Raw genomic sequence first — 18,439 nt, forward strand, 5'->3', positions numbered from 1 at the left:
GCTCCCGGTTCATGCCAAGCCTTTGAGCACGGTGTCGGCCATGCGCAGCGCCAGGGCGGTGCCGGTCAGGGTCGAGTTAACGATGGCGGCAGTGGGCATTACGCCGGTGCCGGCCATGAACAGGTTCTCGTGCTCGTGGCTGCGCAGGTCGCGGTCAACCACCGAAGTGGCCGGGTCTGCGCCCATGCTAAGGGTGCCGGTGATGTGCTGGTTGTTGTCGTACACGCCACGCTTGCTGAACACCACTTCGGTACCGCCCATGGCAGCGGCGATTTCCTTGTAGACGTCGATGGAGTGGTCGTAGCCCTTGTGCACGTAGTCCGGGAACTTGTAGTGCACTTCGATGCGCGGCAGGCCCCAGGCGTCCTTCTCGGTCTTGCTGAGCATGACGCGGTTGTCGCGGTCGGGCAGGATTTCCATCATGCCCTTGAGCAGCACGTAGTGGTCGGCCTGGTACTTGAGCTTCTCGTTCAGCGCCTTGCCGTAGTAACCCTGCTTGATCAGGCGCTCGGTGAGCATGCGCGTAGGGTTGGTGTTGGCCAGGTCGATGCGCAGGCCCGAACGCTCGGAGCGGAACGCACCGTCACGGATGTTGTTGATGCTGCTGGGGCGCATCGGGCCACGCCCGAAGTAGATCGGCTCGTCGGCCAGAAACTCCACGGAGGAGCCTGGGTGGTCCATCAGGTGACGGCCGACCATGTCGTTGCTGTTGGCGACGCCGTTGGGCAGGCGGTCGCTGGTGGACATCAGCAGCAGCTTGCTGCTTTCGATGGCGTTGGCGGTCAGCACGAACTGCTTGCCGGTGACTTTGTGGCTGGCCTTGTTGGCGTCCAGGTAGTGGACGGCGACGATGCGGCCCTTGTCATCGGCCTCGATGCGGTACACCACGGCGTTGGCGACGATGCGCACGCCGGCGTCCAGTGCTTTGCGCGCAGCAATGCCGCCGTGGTACTGGGCGTCGATCGGGCACACGGGCATGCAGTTGTTGTTGCCACAGCAGGCCGGGCGGCCGTCGAACGGCACGCTGTTACGCGCCTGCGGGCCAATGCCCACTTCATAGCCCAGGCCCTTGAGGCGCTGCTTCATGCGCTCGAAACCGTATGGCAGCGGGATGCCCGGCAGCGGGTACGGCTGCGAGCGCGGCGAACCCTGGTCGTGGTCGCCCGACACGCCCATCTGGAACTCGGCGTCGCAGTAGTAGGGTTCTAGCTCGTCGTAGCTCAGCGGCCAGTCCACGCCCACGCCGTACAGCGATTGCAGCTTCATGTCGTTGGGCAGAATGCGGAACGCCTGCCCCGCCCAGTGCCAGGTGGTGCCACCGACGCCGCGCAGGTAGGAGGCCAGGTACGGGTCCGGGCCTTTCTGGATCAGGTAACCGTTGTCCACCGGCTGGAACTTGGGCTGCGGCGCCCAGGGTTTCGGCGGGTAGGGTTCGGTGAAGTCGCCCTTGAGCGGGCTGTTGCGGAACAGCTCCACGGCTTCGTCACGCTTGATTTCCGGACCCGACTCCAGCATCAGCACCGAAGCGCCGGCCTTGGCCATTTTCAGCGCCGACAGGGAACCGGCAATGCCGGCACCAATGACGACTACATCTGCACTGAGGGAATCAGACATGGGCCACGCTCTCGGACTGGGGGGGTTGAATCCAGAAATTCGGTTCGCCGGCGCAGTAGCTCGGCGGAGTGAAGGAGGTGCTCAGCAACTGGTAGCTGACGATGGTTTCGAAGCCGACGCACACGGGGTTCAGCTTGCTGCCCACCACACCCAGGTACCAACCGCCCAGCAGGGCCTGGTACAGGGCCACGACCGGGGCCGCCTGGGCCACCAGTTGTGCCTGGAAGGCCGCGGGAGCGGCGCCTTGCTGCGCGTCCAGCAGGGCGCTGAGGGCACCCATGTTGGCGCTCAGCTGCGCATCGGCGTGGTTGAGCCAGTCGTACAGGCGTTGGCCCAGTTGCAGGTCGGGCTTGTCGATGCCGGTCAGGCGCATGGACAGGGCCAGGAAGTCCGCAGGTAGGGTCAGGTTGTTGACCAGCGGGGCGCTGGCGAACGCGTTGGACACAAGCAAGGTCTTGCCCAGGGCACCCGCAGCCAGGAGGCTGGTGGCGCCGAAGACCAGATGGCGTCGGCTTAGATTTATCATGGTTGGATCGTCCGATGTGATCACATCCCTGATAGCAAAGGCTCCAGGGCTTTTTAATGGTGTGCACAGTGGGGCGCCGCGACTGGCGTGGGCCTGTCGCGGTACCGGTGTAACGGGTGAAAAAGGGGGCGTTACTTCAGCGCTTGGGCTGCAGCTTCGCTGGCCTGGTTGTCCAGTGCCTGTACCGGGGTGCTGACGCCGACGGCGCCGACCACTTCACCGTTCAGGGTCAGCGGGTAACCACCGCCCAGTGCCACGGCGTGGGGGATTTCCAGCACGGTGGATTCGCCTTTCTGCAGGCGTTCCATGAACTTCACCGACGGGGCACGGTACAGCGCCGAGGTGCGGGCCTTGCCGATGGAGGCGTCAACGCAACCCAGCGGCGCGCCGTCCAGGCGCTCGAAGGCCAGCAGGGTGCCGGACACGTCGACCACCGCTACGCAACCGAAGCTTTTCTGCGCAGCCAGGCTGGCCTTGACGTTGCTGATCACCTGCACGGCCTGGGCGTTGTCCAGTTGCTGATGGGTGGCCGCGAAGGCGCTGGAGGAAGCCAATGCCAGAATGCTGGCACCGAAGAAAAAAGACAGGGTTTTCATGAAGTTGCCATTCCTATGAGCAGTAACCAATTTTAACCAACTGGTTAGTCCACTAAAAACCCGCGTTTGCGCAAATGATCGTTACAAAAAAGCGAACAATTGCCGCATTGACATTTCAGAAACAGCCCTGGCTCGGGTGTAGCAGCGGCCGCCAGGTCGCGTCACAGGCGGCGCGTCATGCCTGATTCACCGCGTAGTCCAGACGCAGCCTTCGGCAGCTGCTACAGGAACCCTACGGTGGGATATGGCCAGCAATATGAGTAAACTAGGCGCCCGGATTTGACAGGTACCCTCGATGAACAACGAACTACTGGTAGAAGACCTCCACCTGGGCGACGGCAAGGCCGTGGTCAAGGGCGCGCTGATCACCACCCATTATCGCGGCACGCTGGCGGACGGCACCGAGTTCGACTCTTCGTTTTCCCGGGGCAAACCCTTCCAGTGCGTGATCGGCACCGGCCGCGTCATCAAGGGCTGGGACATCGGCCTGATGGGCATGCAAGTGGGCGGCAAGCGCAAGCTGTTTGTGCCCGCGCACCTGGCCTACGGCGAGCGCAGCATGGGCGCGCACATCACGCCGGGCAGCGACCTGCACGGCGAGATCGAACTGCTGGAAGTGCTGACGCGCGACGATTGAGCCTGCAACTGCTAAAAGCCTTGACCTGCCCACGGCGATGGCTATAAAGGTCAGGTCATTTTCGACATGAAGCCCTCTGAACAATAAGGCACCTATGGATACCGGAACACGACTGAAGTTGGTGCGCGAACGGTTTCAACTGTCCCAGCGCGAACTGGCGCGGCGCAGCGGCGTGACCAACTCGACGATTTCCAACATCGAGCAGAACCGCGTCAGCCCGTCGGTCAGCTCGCTGAAGAAGTTGCTGCAAAGCATCCCCATGAGCCTGGCTGACTTCTTCACCTTCGACGAGCCGCCCAAGCAGGAGCGCTACGTGTTCCGTTCCGACGAGCAACCGGACCTGGGCCGCGAAGGCCTGCGCCTGCTGCTGGTGGGCGCCACCCTGCCCGGCCGCGACATGCGCATGCTGCGCGAACTGTACGCCCCCGGCGCGCACTCGGGCGACGAGCTGATCGTGCACAACGAAGGCGAGGAATGTGGTGTGGTCACCCGTGGCACTATCGAGCTGACCATCGACGGCCAGACCAGCATCCTCAATGCCGGCGACGGCTATTACATCCCCACCACCCTGCCCCACCGCTTCCGCAACATCGGTCAGGACGAGGCGGAAGTCATCAGCGCCAACACCCCGGCCAACTTCTAAAGGCGGCGCGCAAGAATCGGGGTGTTTGCTGAACAGGCGCGGTTTAAGCTGGGACCATGTTCAACCTGCAAGGTAACACCCATGTGCCCCGCGCCTGATATCGCCCCCCACGCCGCCCTGGTGACCCGCGCCTGCGAGCTGATGGACACCGCGCCCAGCCCGCCGTCATTGGCGCAACTGGCCGCGCATGTGGGGCTCAGCCCCTATCATTTCCACCGTCTGTTCAAGCGCTTCACCGGGCTGACGCCCAAGGCCTATGCCGACGCTCGTCGTGCCCAGCGCGTGCGTGAGCAGCTCAAGCCCGGCGGTTCGGTGACGGACGCGGTCTATGAGGCTGGCTTCAACTCCAACAGCCGTTTTTACCAATCCAGCAACCAGCGGCTGGGTATGAAGCCGCGACAGTTCCGCAATGGTGGCGCCCAGGTGAGCATCCGCTTTGCCCTGGGGCGCTGTTCGCTGGGCGACATTCTGGTGGCGGGCAGCGAGCGTGGCGTGTGTGCCATCCTGCTGGGCGATGACCCCGAGCAACTGCTGCGCGAGCTGCAGGATAGCTTCCCCCAGGCCGAGCTGATTGGCGCCGACCCCGCCTTCGAGCAGTGGGTGGCGCAGGTGGTGGGCTTTGTCGAAGCGCCGGGCATCGGCCTGGAGCTGCCGCTGGACGTGCGCGGTACGGCCTTTCAGGAACGCGTGTGGCAAGCCCTGCGCAGCATCCCGGTGGGCAGCACCGCCAGCTACGCCGAAGTAGCCCGGCTGATTGGCGCCCCCACGGCGACCCGCGCCGTGGCCCAGGCCTGTGGCGCCAACCGCCTGGCCGTGGCCATCCCCTGCCATCGGGTGGTGCGCAGCGACGGCGCGCTGTCGGGGTACCGCTGGGGTGTGGAGCGTAAACGGCGCTTACTGGAGCGTGAGGCGCACTGATCAGCCAGTGGCGCCCTGCAACACCCGACGCACCATCGTGGTCAACGCCTCGGGACCATAAGGTTTGCTCAACAGGTGCTGATGCGGCGCCAGTTCATTGTTGCGTGAAATGATATCGCGGGTGTGCCCCGACGCGAACAGCACCGGCAGCGGCGGCGTGCGCGCCTGGGCCCAGGCGGCCAGGTCGGCGCTCTTGACCTGCCCGGGCATCACCACGTCGGTGAAGATCATGTCCACGCGCAGCCCATCCAGTAAAAAGCGCATGGCCACGTCGCCGTTTTCGGCGGTGATCACCCGGTAGCCGGACTGCTCCAGCAACTCGGCCGCGGTGGCGCGCACCTGGTCGTCGTCCTCGACCACCAGGATGGTTTCTTCGCCTCGCAGCGTGTCGCTTGCCAGTGGTAATTCATCAACGCCCTCCACGCCTTCGCTGCGCGGGAAGTACATCTGCACCGTGGTGCCCTGCCCTTCGACGCTGCTGATCTCGACGTGGCCGGCGCTCTGTTTGACAAAGCCAAACACCATGCTCAGGCCCAGGCCGGTGCCGTGGCCATCAGGTTTGGTGGTGAAGAACGGCTCGAAGGCCTGAGCCAGGATGGCGGCCGACATGCCGGCACCGGTGTCACTGATGGACAGCCGTACATAATCCCCGGCGGCAATGTCCTTGCCCGCGCAGAACTCGCGGCTCAGCACCAGGTTGTCGGCGGTGATGGCGATCACGCCCTCACCGTTCATGGCGTCCCGGGCGTTGATGGCCAGGTTGAGCACGGCGTTTTCCAGTTGGTTGCGGTCCACGTGGATCGACCAGGGCTGGTCGGGCACCTGCATGCGCACGCGCACGGTTTCGCCCAGTGCGCGCAGCAGCAGTTCGCCCAGACCGTCGTAGAGCCGGCGCAGGTTGTAGATGGCCGGCGACAGTTGCTGGCGACGGGCGAAGGCCAGCAGTTGCGAGGACAACTTGGCGCCGCGCTCCACTGCGGCGATGGCGGCCGTGACGCGCCGCTGCACTTGGGGGTTGTCGCCTTGCTGGCGGGCCAGCAGGTGCAGGTTGCCGGCGATTACCTGCAGCACGTTGTTGAAGTCGTGGGCCACGCCGCCGGTCAGGCTGCCGATGGCCTCCAGCTTTTGCGACTGGCGCAGTTTGTCTTCGGCTTCGGACCGCGCTCTTACTTCCTCTTCTACCCGTTGCTCCAGGTTGCGGGTCATTTGTAGCAACGAGGCTTCGGCGATCTTGCGCTCGTGAATGTCGATCAGCACGCCGGGGAAGCGCGATGCCTGGCCGTTGTCGTCGTAGTCGCAGCGCCCGCTGGCCTGCACCCAGCGGTAGCTGCCATCGGCGTGAAGCACCCGGTATTCGGCGCTGTAGGGCTTACCGGCGCGGACGGCCTGGTCGATCAGCTCGCGCACCCGCTCACGATCGTCGCCATGGATCCGCTCCATGGCGAAGGCCGACGGCAGTTGGTCCAGGTCCCACTGCGGCGGGTAGGAAAACGTGCGGGCAAAACGCTCGTCGCCGGACAGCCGATCATGCTTGAGGTCCCACACGAACGAGCCCAGCACGGCGCCTGTGTTCAGGGCCATCTGCAAGCGTTCGTTGGTGGCCCGGTAGGCGCGCTCGGCCGCCTGCCGCGCACGCTCGGAGAGCATGTGCGCGGTGGTCTCGACCACAATGGACATCACCCCGGCCGGGCGCCCGTCATCGCCGGGCACAGGGCTGTAATAGAGGTCCATCCACACATCTTCCGGTACGCCGTTGCGCAGCAGCACCAGTTCCTTGTTGCGATACGACAGGGTGCCGCCTGCCAGGCAGGTGTCGACGACATTGCGGTTGAAATCGGCCACTTCAGGCCAGCCCAGCTCCACGGGTGAGCCCAGCAGGTAGGGGTGACGGCCACCGGCGAACACCGAATAGGCGTCGTTGTAGATCATGTAGCCCGGATGGCCCCACAGCATCACCAACGGGACTGGTGAAGCCAGCAGCAACTGCACGGCGGTGCGCAGGCTGGGTGGCCATTGATTGAACGGGCCCAGGTCGGTGGGCGACCAGTCGAACTCGCGGATTCGCGCAGCCATTTCGCCACGCCAGCCTTCGCAGCCGTGGTCTTGGGAAAGGAAATGCATTGCCGGACTCGGGCTCCGTGAGCGGTGTATCGCCCATAGAGTCTAGCGCTGGCGCAAAGGTTTCACTACCAAAACCGTAGGCGCTGCCGAAGGCTGCGCTGGCCAGAGTGAACACTGAGAATCTCCAGCGGGGCACAGGGCCAGCGCAGCCTGGCGGCAGCGGCTACACCGCGGGCCTGTAGCCGCTGCCGAAGGCTGCGCTGGCCGGTGTGAACCCTGGACATCTCCAGCGTGGTACAGGGCCAGCGCAGCCTGGCGGCAGCGGCTACGGATTGCGGATCAGTGACCGGTAGTCACGTCACCCTGGCGGCTGGTTTCGAACAGGAACCAGGTGCGCTGTTCGGTTTCGTCGATCCAATTCTCGATCAGGCTGGCAGTGGCGATGTCGTTGTACTTGTCGCACAGCTCGTGGACTTCGCGCATGTAGCCGGCCAGGTTCTTGTTGTCGTCCTGCAGCTCGCCCAGCATGTCCAGCGGCTGCACGAACTCGGCATCGTTGTCCGCCACTTTGCTCAGGCGGGCGATGTGGCCGATGGAGCGCAGCGAGTTGCCGCCAATCTTGCGGGTACGCTCGGCGATGGCATCGACCATGGCGAAGATTTCGGTAGCGTGGTCGTCCAGCAGCAGGTGGTAGTCACGGAAGTGCGGACCGCTGACGTGCCAGTGGAAGTTCTTGGTTTTCAGGTACAGCGAGAACACGTCGGCCAGCAGGCGGTTCAGTGCGCCGCTGAGGTCACGAGTGGCGTCGCTGCCCAGGTCGGTCGGGGTGGCCAGGGCGCGCACGCGGCTTTTCAGCGCGGCGGGTTTGTCCAGTGCAGGCTTGGCCGCAGGCGCTTTGGCCGCGACCGGCTTGGCGGCCGCTTTGGCAGCAGCAGGTTTGGCAGCAGCGGTCTTGGGGGCGGCTGGTTTGTTTGCGGCTGCAGGTTTCTTCACAGCGGCGGGCTTTTTGGTGGGCGTTGCCATTGCAGTAGTTCTCCTCGGGTCTTGGAACGGAAGATTCATGCAGCGGCCGGACATGCCGACGACACGCTGATCCTCCAGCCTAACAGGTCGCTTTCAAGCAACTCAATCTGATCACTACCTTGGGCTTTGGTTTCATCATTTCAAGGGTGGCGGCGATCTTCGCTCATCGCCGCAAGGATTTATGGCACGTATGTGCGGCTATGCTGTTCCAAGCTTTTTTCCCCCACCGAGGTCACTGTCATGAGCAAGACATTTAGCTACGCCGCCCAAAGCGCCAGCGACACCCTCAAGCCCTACCGTTTCGACCGCCGCGCGCCCGGGGCCGATGACGTGCAGATCGACATCCTCTACTGCGGCGTCTGCCACTCCGACCTGCACACCGCGCGCAACGAGTGGCACAACACCCTCTACCCGTCGGTGCCCGGCCACGAGATCGTCGGCAAGGTCACGGCAGTCGGCGCCAACGTAAAAAACTTCAAGGTCGGCGACGTGGCCGGGGTGGGCTGCATGGTCGACAGTTGCCAGCACTGTGCGTCCTGCGCCGAGGGTGAGGAACAGTACTGCGAAAGTGGTTTTACCGGCACCTACAACGGCCCGGTGTTCGGCGGTGAAAACACCTTCGGCGGCTACTCGGACAGCATCGTGGTGAAGGAAAAATTCGTGCTGCGCATTCCCCACAAGGACAACCTGGCGGCCGTGGCCCCGCTGCTGTGCGCGGGCATCACCACCTACTCGCCACTCAACCACTGGAAGGTCGGCCCCGGCAAGAAAGTCGGCGTGGTAGGCCTGGGGGGCCTGGGCCACATGGCGGTCAAGATCGCCCACGCCATGGGCGCCCACGTGGTGCTGTTCACCACCTCGCCCAACAAGCGCGAAGACGGCCTGCGCCTGGGCGCCGACGAAGTCATCGTGTCCAAGGATGCCGAGCAGATGGCCACCCAGGCCAACCAGCTGGACTTCATCCTCAACACCGTCGCTGCGCCGCACAACCTGGACCCGTTCCTGGCGCTGCTCAAGCGCGACGGCACCATGACCCTGGTCGGCGCACCCGACTCACCGCACCCCTCGCCTACCGTGTTCAACCTGATCTTCAAGCGTCGTAGCCTGGCGGGGTCGCTGATTGGCGGCATTCAGGAAACCCAGGAGATGCTCGACTTCTGCGCCAGGCACAACATTGTCTCGGACATCGAGATGATTGCCATGCAGGACATCAACCAGGCGTATGAGCGGATGCTCAAGGGGGATGTGAAGTACCGCTTTGTGATCGACATGGCGACGTTGAAGCAGGAAGCGGCTGCCTGATGCCAATACCGTAGCCGCTGCCGCAGGCTGCGCTGGCCCTATGCCTCGCTGAAGATCCTCAGTGCATGCAAGGGCCAGCGCAGCCTGGCGGCAGCGGCTACCTGTTACTTCTGACAGTAGCCGGGGGTTGGCAGCCGACTCATAGTGTTTTGCCAGATGAATAATGGCAAACCCCTTGAGGAGGTACGCGCAATGAAACTGAAATCACTGACTGATGATGACTTCGAAGATACGATCTTGAACACCGAGGGCGCGGTGCTAATAGCGTTCGCGACTGCATGGTCAGGCCCGAGCAAGATTTTGGCACCGGTACTAGACGAGGTTTCGAACAGATACCTGAACCGAGTTTCCTTCTTCAAGGTAGACGCCGATGCCGCCCCTGCAGCCGCAGCGAGATGTGGGTTATATGCCGTACCGACTTTGCTCATATTCAAAGGAGAACTAACGCCGACAGCCAGGATTGAAGGCGCAATATCCCAGGAGAAACTCGTGGCATTCATTGACAAAAATCTGTAGTAACGAGCTTGAAAAAGATGCTGCAAGCCCGCGCCGTGAACGGTCGGCACAAGCCTGCCATAGCCAGTAATCCCGAAATGGCTTACAGCATCTTCCCCACCACCGGCGCACCGATCGCCATGAAATGCCCACCCGCCACATGGTGCAAGGTGCGCAATTGATCATGACCCTCGAAATGCCAATGCCCCTCACTGAACACCCGCGCATCCGCCTGGGCGCTGATCACCTCGCCCAGGAACAGGTCATAGGTGCCTTCGTTGTGCGGCTCGGGCAGCAGGCGGCATTCCAGCCAGGCCACGCAGCCTTCCAGCAAGGGCGCCTCCAGCTGTTCACCGGCAAAGGTCTGCAGGCCATAGGCGGCGAATTTGTCGAAGGTCTTGCCGGCGGTGTTGCCGACGGTCTGGACGATGTCGGCCTGGGCGACGCAAGGCACCTGCAACACGAAGGTGCCGCTGGCTTCCAGCAACTGGCGGGTCCAGGTGGACTTGTCCAGCACCACGGCCACCTTGGGCGGTTCGAAGTCCAGCGGCATGGCCCAGGCGGCGGCCATGATGTTGCGCTGGCCGTCGTGGGCGGCGCTGACCAGCACGGTGGGGCCGTGGTTGAGCAGGCGGTAGGCTTTGTCCAGTGGCACGGGGAGGCGGTGGTGGGTGGGCATGGGGGGAAGCTCCGGTAAAAACGGGCAGTGTACTCTGTAACCGCTGCCGCAGGCTGCACTGGCCCTGCGCCCCGCTGGGGATCTGCAGTGCACATCTGGGCCAGCGCAGCCTGGCGGCAGCGGCTACGGGGTGGGTCAAGTCAGCAGGTGCCATAGCAGCAACGTGCCCGCCAACCCCACCACCGACACAATCGTCTGCAACACCGACCACACCCAGATGGTCTGCTTCAACTGCAAGCCAAAATACTCACGCACCATCCAGAACCCGGCATCGTTCACGTGGCAGAAAAACACCGACCCTGCGCCAATGGCCAAGGCCACCAGCGAGCTCTGGGTCGCCGCCAGCCCCGCCATCATCGGCGCCAGGATGCCTGCGGTGGTGGTAGTCGCCACGGTAGCCGAACCAGTCGCCTGGCGCAGGGCCACGGCGATCAGCCAGGCCAGCAGCAGGTACGGCATGTGCGCACCCTCAGCCGCCTTGCTGATGGTTTGGCTGACGCCCGCGTCCAACAACGTCTGCTTCAGGCCGCCACCGGCGCCGATGGTCAGCAGCAGCACGGCAATCGGCGCAAGGCTTTTGCGCAGGGTGTTGCCCACCTGCTCGCGCGGCAGGCCGTTGGCCCAGCCCAGGCACACCACGGCGGCCAGCACGGCGATGCCCAGGGCAATCAGCGGCTCGCCGAGAAACTTGAGGGTCACCGCCAGGGTGGTCTCAGGCGCCAGGGCGACCTTGGCCAGCGTGCTGCCCAGCATCAGCAGCACGGGCAGCAGGATGATCAACAGCGAAATGGCGAAACCCGGCTGACGCTGAGGCTTGGCGCTGAACAGCGCGCCCAGTTCGGCAGGCTCTTGCACGTCCATGCGCTTGGACAACCAGTTGCCGTACAGGGGGCCGGCGAGAATGACGGCCGGCAAAGCGATGGTGAAGCCCAGCAGCATGGTCAGGCCCAGGTCCGCATGCAGCGCACTGACCGCGATCAACGGGCCTGGATGCGGAGGCATCAGCGCATGCAGGGTCGTCATGCCGGCCAGCGCCGGAATGGCGATCTTCAGCAGCGGCTGGTTGGACTGGCGCGCCATGACGAAGATGATCGGCACCATCATCACCAGGCCCACCTCGAAGAACAGCGGCAGGCCGATCACCAGCGCCACCAGGGCCATGACCCAAGGCAGGCTGCGGCCTTTGCCAAGCCCCAACAGGGTACTGGCGATGCGGTCCGCCGCGCCCGACTCGGCCATCAAAGCGCCCAGCATGGAGCCAAGGGCGATGATGATGCCCGCCTCGCCCAGGATACCGCCAGCGCCTTTGCTGAAGGCCTTGGCCACTTCTTCCGGCCCAAGCCCGGCGCCAATGCCGGCGATGAAGGTGCCGACCAGGATCGACAGGAAAGGCGGGAGTTTGGTGGCACTGATGAGGATGATGATGGTGGCGATGGCCACCAGGCAGCAGAGGATGAGGCGGGTGTCGTGGGCAAGCCAAGCGATGTTCGTGGGGTCCACCGGGTACTCCTTATTGTTGGGCAGTTACCTTTGCAACATTTGGTTGCAATTGCCCGACAGCATACCATCGGTGCGCGACCGTAGCCGCTGCCGCCAGGCTGCGCTGGGCCTGTGCCTCGCTGGAGATCTCCAGTGCCTATGAGGGCCAGCGCAGCCTGGCGGCAGCGGCTACAGGGTTGCGTTCAGGGCAGCTTCAGCGCCAGGTACACCGCCACCGCCACACACAAGCCCGCAAACCCCACCTGCAACACCCGCGCCGGTATCCTGGGCGACAGCACCCGCCCCACCACCATGCCCACCACGCTGGCGGCGATGAACGCTCCGCCCTCCAGCGGTATGCGCACCCCGGCATGCAACGCGCCCACCACCGCCATCCCCGACACCAGAGCGATCACCATCAGCGAGGTGGCGATAATCCCGTGCACCCGGATATCCGTGAGCTGGCGAAACGCCGGGACCAGCAGGAACCCGCCACCCACGCCCAGCAACCCGGTCAAAAACCCACAGCACGACCCCACCACCGACAACGTGACGCTGCAGCGGAGCGTCCAGTTCAAACGCCCGGTCTGATGGTTGAGCATGCAGTTCTTCTGCTCCCAACTGTGATCGATCCCGGAGCCTGCGCACTTGGCTTCGCGCGACTGGCTGAACATGCGCCACGCCACGATCAGCAGCACGCCGCAGAACAGGCCCACCAGCAAATGATCCGGCAGCCGATGCGCCACCAGCAGCCCCAGCGGCGTGAACAGTGTGCCCAGCCCGGCCATCAACAGCGCCGCGCGCCAGCGCACGATACCCTTGCGCAGGCCATCGATGGCGCCCACCGCAGCCGCAGCGCCCACGGCCAGCAGCGCCACAGGCGCCGCCTGGGTCATGGGCCAGCCAAGGCCCAGCACCAAAGCCGGCACCGCGAGAATGCCGCCCCCCGCCCCCGTCAGGCCCAGCACCACGCCGATCACCATCCCCAACAGCATTGCGAGCATGGTCGCGCTCCTATTCAGGCTGGGTGCAGCGGGTCAGCCATTCACGGCCCTTGAGCATGCCGTTCCAGTAGAACCACGGCAAAAAGCTTGCCTTCAGCCACCAGGCCGAACGCCGCGCCACGGTGCTGTCCCAGGGGAAGCTGGGCAGCAGCTTGCCGCCGTACCCGAACTCGGCCAGCACCACCTTGCCCTTCTCAACCGTCAGCGGGCAGGAGCCATAGCCGTCGTAGCGCAAGGGCATCGAGCGCCCGGCGCGCACGGCCAGCAGGTTCTCGGCCACCACCACGACCTGTTTGCGCACCGCGGCGGCGGTCTTAGCGTTGCTGGTGGAGCACACGTCACCCAGGCCGAAGACATTGGCATGGCGCACGTGCTGCAAGGTGCCGGGGTCCACTTCACACCAGCCTCCCGCGTTGGCCAGACTGCTGGCGCGCACGCAGTCCGGCGCCACTTGCGGCGGCACCACATGCAGCAGGTCGAAAGGCTTGGCCTCGCGCAACAGATTGCCGTCAGCGTCCTGGTGCTCGAACCACGCGGTCTTGCCCGGGCCATCGACCTTGACCAGCTGCGAGCCGAACGCCAGCCGCGCGCGGTAACGCTCCACGTATTTCATCAGCGCCGGCACATAGGCCGCCACGCCGAACAGCGCCGGCCCGGCCAGGTTGAATTCCACGTCGATCTTGTCCAGCACGCCCTGGCCACGCCAATGGTCGCAGGACAGGTACATGGCCTTCTGCGGCGCCCCGGCGCATTTGATCGGCATGCCCGGCTGGGTGAAGATCGCCTTGCCCTGCCCCAGCCCCTGCACCAGCTGCCAGGTGTATGGCGCCAGGTCATGGCGGTAATTGGACGTCACGCCGTGTTGGCCCAGGGTCTGCTCAAGCCCTTCGATCTGCTCCCAGGCCAGGCGTAGGCCCGGGCATACCACCAGGTGCTGATAGTGCAGCTGACGGCCGTCATCCAGGGTGATGCAGCGGCCTTCGGCGTCGATGCCCTGCACCGCCGCCTTGATCCAGTTCACGCCTTTGGGCACCACCTGGGCCATGGGCCGCGCGGTCTTGTTGACCGCGTAGGCGCCACCGCCCACCAAGGTCCAGGCCGGCTGGTAGTAATGGGTGTCGCTGGGTTCCACCAGGGTGACGGACACCCCCGGCTGGCGCTTGAGCAGGCTGGCGATCAGGGCGATGCCCGCGGCACCGCCGCCGATGATCAGGATGTCCGCGTTGCTGGCGGTCGCACCCTGTTGCTGCGCATTCTCGTGCATTGGGTCCACACTTCCTATTGAGGGGTTGAGCCCAGGCTGGCCAACACGGTGCCGCAATACAGGCCCGAGAGGGTTTTCATCACCTGGATCACTTCGTGGCTGGCCAGCCCGTAGTAGATGTATTTGCCGTCGCGGCGGGTGGCCACCAGGCCTTCGTCGCGCAGCACGCCCAACTGCTGGGACAGGGTGGGCTGGCGCACGCCGGTGCCGGCTTCCAGCTCGCCGACGTTGCGCTCGCCCTGGGTCAGTTGGCACAGGATCAGCAGGCGGTCCTCGTTGGCCAGCGCCTTGAGCAGCGCACAGGCCTTGGAGGCGCTGGCACGCAGGCGCACGACATCGTCGGTGGTCAGGCAGGTTTCCATGAAGGGGTCGCTCTCGATCACTTTCTGTGATTACATTATGTTTAATTATAGATTATCGGACAATAGAGTGTGGAGCGATTCATGACCCCACTGATCCAGCCCTTCTTCGACACCGGCTCTTCCACCTTCAGCTACGTGGTGCATGAAGGGCCCGGCGGCGCCTGCGCGATCATCGATTCGGTACTGGACTTCGACCCCAAGTCGGGCCGCACCAACACCGAACACGCCGACGCCATCGCCGCCTTCGTGCGCGCACAGGGCCTGCAGGTGCAGTGGCTGCTGGAAACCCATGCCCACGCCGACCACTTGTCCGCCGCGCCCTACCTGCGCGGCCTGCTGGGCGGCAAGATCGCCATCGGCGAGGGCATCCGCCAGGTGCAGAAAGTGTTCAAGGCGGTGTTCAACCTGGAGCCGGGCTTCCGCCTGGACGGCTCGCAGTTCGATCACCTGCTGACGCCGGATGAGACCTTCAGCATCGGCAATCTCACAGTGCGCGCCCTGCACGTGCCCGGCCACACCCCGGCGGACATGGCTTTCCTGATCGGCGAGCATGACCTGTTCGTCGGCGACACGCTGTTCATGCCCGATGTGGGCACCGCCCGCTGCGACTTCCCCGGCGGCGACGCCGAGCAGTTATATCGCTCCATCCAGACCCTGCTGGCCTTCCCCGCCGACACCCGTTTGCACCTGTGCCACGACTACCCGCCCGAGGGCCGCAGCGAGCAATCGCAGACCACCGTGGCCGCCCAGCGTGCGGGCAATATCCACGTGCGCGAGGGCATCGACCAGGCGCAATTCGTGGCCATGCGCACCGCCCGCGACGCCACCCTGCCCATGCCGGTGCTGCTGATGCCCGCGGTGCAGGTCAACATCCGCGCCGGACAATTGCCGCCTGCCGAGGACAACGGCGTGCGCTACCTGAAGATCCCGCTCGACCATCTGTAATGCAATCGGCTTGAACTTGTAGGGCCACGCCTTGCCCATTCCTGAGGGTGCCGGTATTCCACCGGCCTGTCCTCAAGGAGTCATGACATGCCCGATGCACACGGCAAGGTTCGCTACGCAGTCGTCGCCGGCGGCTGGATTTCCCAGGGCGCGTTCATGCCCGGTGTCGCCCAGACCGACAATTCGGTGATGACCGCACTGGTCACCGGCGACCCGGTGAAAGCCGCACAGCTGGCCGACAACTACGGCCTGAAAAGCTATCACTACGAAGAATTTTCCACCCTGCTGGCCAGCGGCGAGATCGACGCGGTGTACATCGCCACGCCGAACTTCCGCCACCGCGAATTCGCCGTACCGGCGCTTGAAGCCGGCATCCACGTGTTGCTGGAAAAACCCATGGCCACCAGCGAGGCCGACTGCCAGGCGATCAACGCCGCCGCCCAGCGCAGCAAGGCACAGCTGATGGTCGCCTACCGCCTGCACTGCGAACCGGCCACCGTCGAGATGGTGACCAAGGTGCGCGCCGGCGAGATCGGCGAACCGCGCCTGTTCACCTCCACCTTCACCCAGCACACCAAGGAATCCAACCACCGCGCCCACAGCGGTTATTGGGCGGGCCCAGTAACCGACATGGGCCCCTACCCGCTCAACGCGGTACGCAACCTGTTCGGCGATGAACCGCTGGAGGTGTCGGCGGTGGGCATCAACACCCCGGGCCGGCATTTCGACAGCCACGACACCGTCACCGTGACCCTGCGTTTCAGCCGCGAGCGCCTGGCGCATTTCACCGTCAGCTACAGCCTGCCCGGCAGCCAGCGCTTCCAGCTGATCGGCACCGAAGGCGAAATCGAAGCCTCCCCCTGCTTCGGTTTCGGTGAAGGCGTGGCCATCGGCTACCGGCTGATCAAGGACGGCAAGCCCCAGGAGCACCAGCATCCAGTGGTCGACCACTTCGGCGGCGAAACCCAGTACTTCTCCGAGTGCATCCTCAAGGGCGTGGCGCCCGAGCCGGACGGCGACGAAGCCTGGCGCGACGTGCGTGTGCTGGCGGCCATCGAGAAGGCGCTACAAACCGGCCAACCGCAGCGTCTTGAACCGTTGCCGGCGCGCAAGGGCATTCAGCCCGACCAGGCGCGGCAGCTGCCGCTGGCCAAGGTACCGCCGTACGTCAACACCGCCGAACCCAACGACTGAGCCAAAGGGGGCCGAACACGTGAGCCGCATCATCACCTCCCGCCTGCCCGACCCCGAGCAGGTGCAAGACAACGCACAAATGTTCGGCACCCCCAAGGACCGCCTGGACTTCTACCGCCGCGAGATCCAGTACGAAACCGCGATCCTGTCCAACCGCACTAACGCCTACCTGTCGGCGCAGTCGTTCCTGGTGATCGCCTACGCCTCGTCCATGGCCAACCTCAACCCCGAATGGGGCAAGATGTTCACCCTGGTGGTGCCGCCGGTGCTGGCGCTGCTGGGGGTGTTGTGCTCGCTCAATGCGTGGCCGGGGATACGTGCGGCCTACGACATCATCGACCACTGGCACTTCAAGCAGAGCGGCCTGTTGCGCGACCTGCCGGCCATGGGCCTGGCCTACGACGATGAACCGCTGTTCAGCGAAATGGAGTCCAGCCACAAGGGTTACCGCAAGTCGCTGATGTTTTCGATACGGGCGCCGTGGCTGTTTGCGGCGTTCTGGATCGGGTTGGGGATGTTTGCCCTGGCGATTCAACTGGGTTAGATGAAATCGCACTTGTAACAAAGAATTTCGGCGGCGGCCCGGGGTCTATTCCATAACCCCATTCAGGACCCTGCTGCCATGAAATTTTCGCTGTTTTCCAATGCCTTGTCGAAAGCCGCCGGCAGTTCGCGCACCTTTGTCGCGGCTGTGGTGTTGATCGTGATCTGGGCGGCTACGGGGCCGCTGTTTCATTACAACGACACCTGGCAACTGATCATCAATACCTCGACCACCATCATTACGTTTTTGATGGTGTTCGTGATCCAGAATACCCAGAACCGTGACAATGACATGCTGCACATCAAGATCGATGAGCTGCTGCGGGCGACGAAAGAGGCGCAGAACGCTGCGCTGGATCTGGAAGACCTGGATGCCAAGGAGCTGAAGACCATTCGCAAGCAGTACAAGGCGATGGGCACCAACGAGACGATCGAGGTGACGGAGTCGACGACTACCCTCAAGGACGATCCTGCTGCTTAGGCGCCAGGTTCTGCGTAAACCTCACGGGCCTCTCGCGAGCAAGCTTTGCTCCCACAGTGGTGCGGCTTACCTAGATGTTTGCCTCACCACTGTGGGAGCAAAGCTTGCTCGCGAGAGGCCGGTCCAGATGGCTACGGCTTTAAGCTCAAGCCCAAATCGCGCCACCACTCACCGGATCACACTCCGGCACCCCCACCTTCGCAATCCGCGTACGCGACGCATGATGCGTCGCCGCCTTGGGCCGCTGGATATCGTAATGCTCCTGGCCCTGCGGATACGCCCCCACCACTAGAAAATCATCACTGTGCGACAGCGCGCAATGCCCGGTCCCGGCCGGCAGCACCAGTACATCGCCCGCCACCAGGTCCAGAATCTGCCCCTGCTCGCCGCCCAGCATCACCCGCGCCCGCCCCGCCGCCACGCCCAGCACCTCGTGGGCATTGGAATGGTAATGGTGGTAATCGAAAATCCCGTCGCGCCACAGCGGCACCCACTGATGGCGCGCAAATAGCTGCTCGAACGCCGCCGCATCACCCGCCACCCGGTGATACAGCAGCGCCGGCAGCGGGTTGTTGGGCACGCGACCATCGTCGCGGAAGTACAAGTGTTCGGGTGGGCTCATGGCGGGTTTCCTTTCAGGATCCATAAACGTTGGAAACCCAGCTGCCACGTA

Annotated in this window: 20 protein-coding genes; 9 read left to right on the forward strand and 11 right to left on the reverse strand. The window is 64.2% G+C overall.

What is annotated here, in order from left to right:
* Positions 1-9: 9 nt before the first annotated feature.
* The 3 genes from ACZ9GA_RS17795 to ACZ9GA_RS17805 form a co-directional block, all read right to left on the reverse strand.
* Complete coding sequence (locus ACZ9GA_RS17795; RefSeq protein WP_457361450.1) at positions 10-1,614, reverse strand: GMC family oxidoreductase; 1,605 nt, start codon at positions 1,612-1,614, stop codon at positions 10-12.
* Complete coding sequence (locus ACZ9GA_RS17800; RefSeq protein ID WP_457361449.1) at positions 1,607-2,140, reverse strand: sugar dehydrogenase complex small subunit; 534 nt, start codon at positions 2,138-2,140, stop codon at positions 1,607-1,609. Before ACZ9GA_RS17800 ends, ACZ9GA_RS17795 begins: the two co-directional genes overlap by 8 nt.
* Positions 2,141-2,271: 131 nt before the next feature.
* A complete protein-coding gene (locus ACZ9GA_RS17805) occupies positions 2,272-2,736 on the reverse strand; it encodes a GlcG/HbpS family heme-binding protein (protein ID WP_457361448.1) in 465 nt (154 codons plus the stop codon).
* Between the two features lie 295 nt (positions 2,737-3,031).
* On the opposite strand from ACZ9GA_RS17805, the gene ACZ9GA_RS17810 reads away from it, so the two are divergent.
* From ACZ9GA_RS17810 to ada, 3 genes are all read left to right on the forward strand, one after another.
* Complete coding sequence (locus ACZ9GA_RS17810; protein ID WP_457361447.1) at positions 3,032-3,373, forward strand: FKBP-type peptidyl-prolyl cis-trans isomerase; 342 nt, start codon at positions 3,032-3,034, stop codon at positions 3,371-3,373.
* Between the two features lie 94 nt (positions 3,374-3,467).
* Positions 3,468-4,016 carry a cupin domain-containing protein gene (locus tag ACZ9GA_RS17815; protein WP_457361446.1) on the forward strand — a complete coding sequence of 183 codons (549 nt, stop codon included), beginning with the start codon at positions 3,468-3,470 and terminating at the stop codon, positions 4,014-4,016.
* Positions 4,017-4,064: 48 nt separating this feature from the next.
* A complete protein-coding gene (gene ada / locus ACZ9GA_RS17820; RefSeq protein ID WP_457363696.1) occupies positions 4,065-4,934 on the forward strand; it encodes a bifunctional DNA-binding transcriptional regulator/O6-methylguanine-DNA methyltransferase Ada in 870 nt (289 codons plus the stop codon).
* Here ada and ACZ9GA_RS17825 read toward each other — a convergent pair whose 3' ends face one another.
* Together ACZ9GA_RS17825 and ACZ9GA_RS17830 are read right to left on the reverse strand one after the other, a co-directional pair.
* Positions 4,935-7,055: a hybrid sensor histidine kinase/response regulator gene (locus ACZ9GA_RS17825; RefSeq protein WP_457361445.1), complete on the reverse strand. Its 2,121-nt coding sequence runs from the start codon at positions 7,053-7,055 to the stop codon at positions 4,935-4,937. It lies immediately after the preceding gene.
* Positions 7,056-7,334: 279 nt separating this feature from the next.
* Complete coding sequence (locus tag ACZ9GA_RS17830) at positions 7,335-8,018, reverse strand: Dps family protein (RefSeq protein ID WP_457361444.1); 684 nt, start codon at positions 8,016-8,018, stop codon at positions 7,335-7,337.
* A 240-nt stretch (positions 8,019-8,258) separates the two neighbouring features.
* On the opposite strand from ACZ9GA_RS17830, the gene ACZ9GA_RS17835 reads away from it, so the two are divergent.
* Positions 8,259-9,320, forward strand: coding sequence for an NAD(P)-dependent alcohol dehydrogenase (locus ACZ9GA_RS17835; protein ID WP_457361443.1), 1,062 nt, complete (start codon positions 8,259-8,261; stop codon positions 9,318-9,320).
* A 192-nt stretch (positions 9,321-9,512) separates the two neighbouring features.
* On the forward strand, positions 9,513-9,836 hold the full coding sequence (locus ACZ9GA_RS17840; RefSeq protein WP_457361442.1) for a thioredoxin family protein: 324 nt from the start codon (positions 9,513-9,515) through the stop codon (positions 9,834-9,836).
* 82 nt (positions 9,837-9,918) lie between these two features.
* On the opposite strand, the gene ACZ9GA_RS17845 is transcribed toward ACZ9GA_RS17840, so the two are convergent.
* From ACZ9GA_RS17845 to ACZ9GA_RS17865, 5 genes are all read right to left on the reverse strand, one after another.
* Entirely contained in the window at positions 9,919-10,494 is a 576-nt protein-coding gene (locus tag ACZ9GA_RS17845) for a flavin reductase family protein (RefSeq protein WP_476226473.1), read from the reverse strand.
* Between the two features lie 135 nt (positions 10,495-10,629).
* Positions 10,630-11,994 carry a GntT/GntP/DsdX family permease gene (locus ACZ9GA_RS17850; RefSeq protein ID WP_457361440.1) on the reverse strand — a complete coding sequence of 455 codons (1,365 nt, stop codon included), beginning with the start codon at positions 11,992-11,994 and terminating at the stop codon, positions 10,630-10,632.
* A gap of 182 nt (positions 11,995-12,176) precedes the next feature.
* Positions 12,177-12,977, reverse strand: coding sequence for a sulfite exporter TauE/SafE family protein (locus ACZ9GA_RS17855; protein ID WP_457361439.1), 801 nt, complete (start codon positions 12,975-12,977; stop codon positions 12,177-12,179).
* 10 nt (positions 12,978-12,987) lie between these two features.
* On the reverse strand, positions 12,988-14,241 hold the full coding sequence (locus ACZ9GA_RS17860; RefSeq protein ID WP_457361438.1) for an NAD(P)/FAD-dependent oxidoreductase: 1,254 nt from the start codon (positions 14,239-14,241) through the stop codon (positions 12,988-12,990).
* A 14-nt stretch (positions 14,242-14,255) separates the two neighbouring features.
* Complete coding sequence (locus ACZ9GA_RS17865) at positions 14,256-14,603, reverse strand: ArsR/SmtB family transcription factor (protein WP_457361437.1); 348 nt, start codon at positions 14,601-14,603, stop codon at positions 14,256-14,258.
* An 81-nt stretch (positions 14,604-14,684) separates the two neighbouring features.
* Here ACZ9GA_RS17865 and ACZ9GA_RS17870 point away from each other — a divergent pair, with 81 nt between their 5' ends.
* From ACZ9GA_RS17870 to ACZ9GA_RS17885, 4 genes are all read left to right on the forward strand, one after another.
* Complete coding sequence (locus tag ACZ9GA_RS17870; protein WP_457361436.1) at positions 14,685-15,548, forward strand: MBL fold metallo-hydrolase; 864 nt, start codon at positions 14,685-14,687, stop codon at positions 15,546-15,548.
* Between the two features lie 87 nt (positions 15,549-15,635).
* The gene (locus tag ACZ9GA_RS17875; RefSeq protein WP_457361435.1) at positions 15,636-16,742 is read left to right on the forward strand and encodes a Gfo/Idh/MocA family protein; all 1,107 of its coding nucleotides are present in this window, start codon (positions 15,636-15,638) and stop codon (positions 16,740-16,742) included.
* Positions 16,743-16,761: 19 nt separating this feature from the next.
* Positions 16,762-17,286, forward strand: a complete 525-nt coding sequence (locus ACZ9GA_RS17880) for a hypothetical protein (protein ID WP_457361434.1) — start codon at positions 16,762-16,764, stop codon at positions 17,284-17,286.
* A 78-nt stretch (positions 17,287-17,364) separates the two neighbouring features.
* Complete coding sequence (locus ACZ9GA_RS17885; RefSeq protein WP_027978334.1) at positions 17,365-17,766, forward strand: low affinity iron permease family protein; 402 nt, start codon at positions 17,365-17,367, stop codon at positions 17,764-17,766.
* A 145-nt stretch (positions 17,767-17,911) separates the two neighbouring features.
* Here ACZ9GA_RS17885 and ACZ9GA_RS17890 read toward each other — a convergent pair whose 3' ends face one another.
* Entirely contained in the window at positions 17,912-18,388 is a 477-nt protein-coding gene (locus tag ACZ9GA_RS17890) for a cupin domain-containing protein (RefSeq protein WP_457361433.1), read from the reverse strand.
* Positions 18,389-18,439 lie beyond the last annotated feature (51 nt).

Source organism: Pseudomonas sp. TE3644 (genome assembly GCF_056278815.1).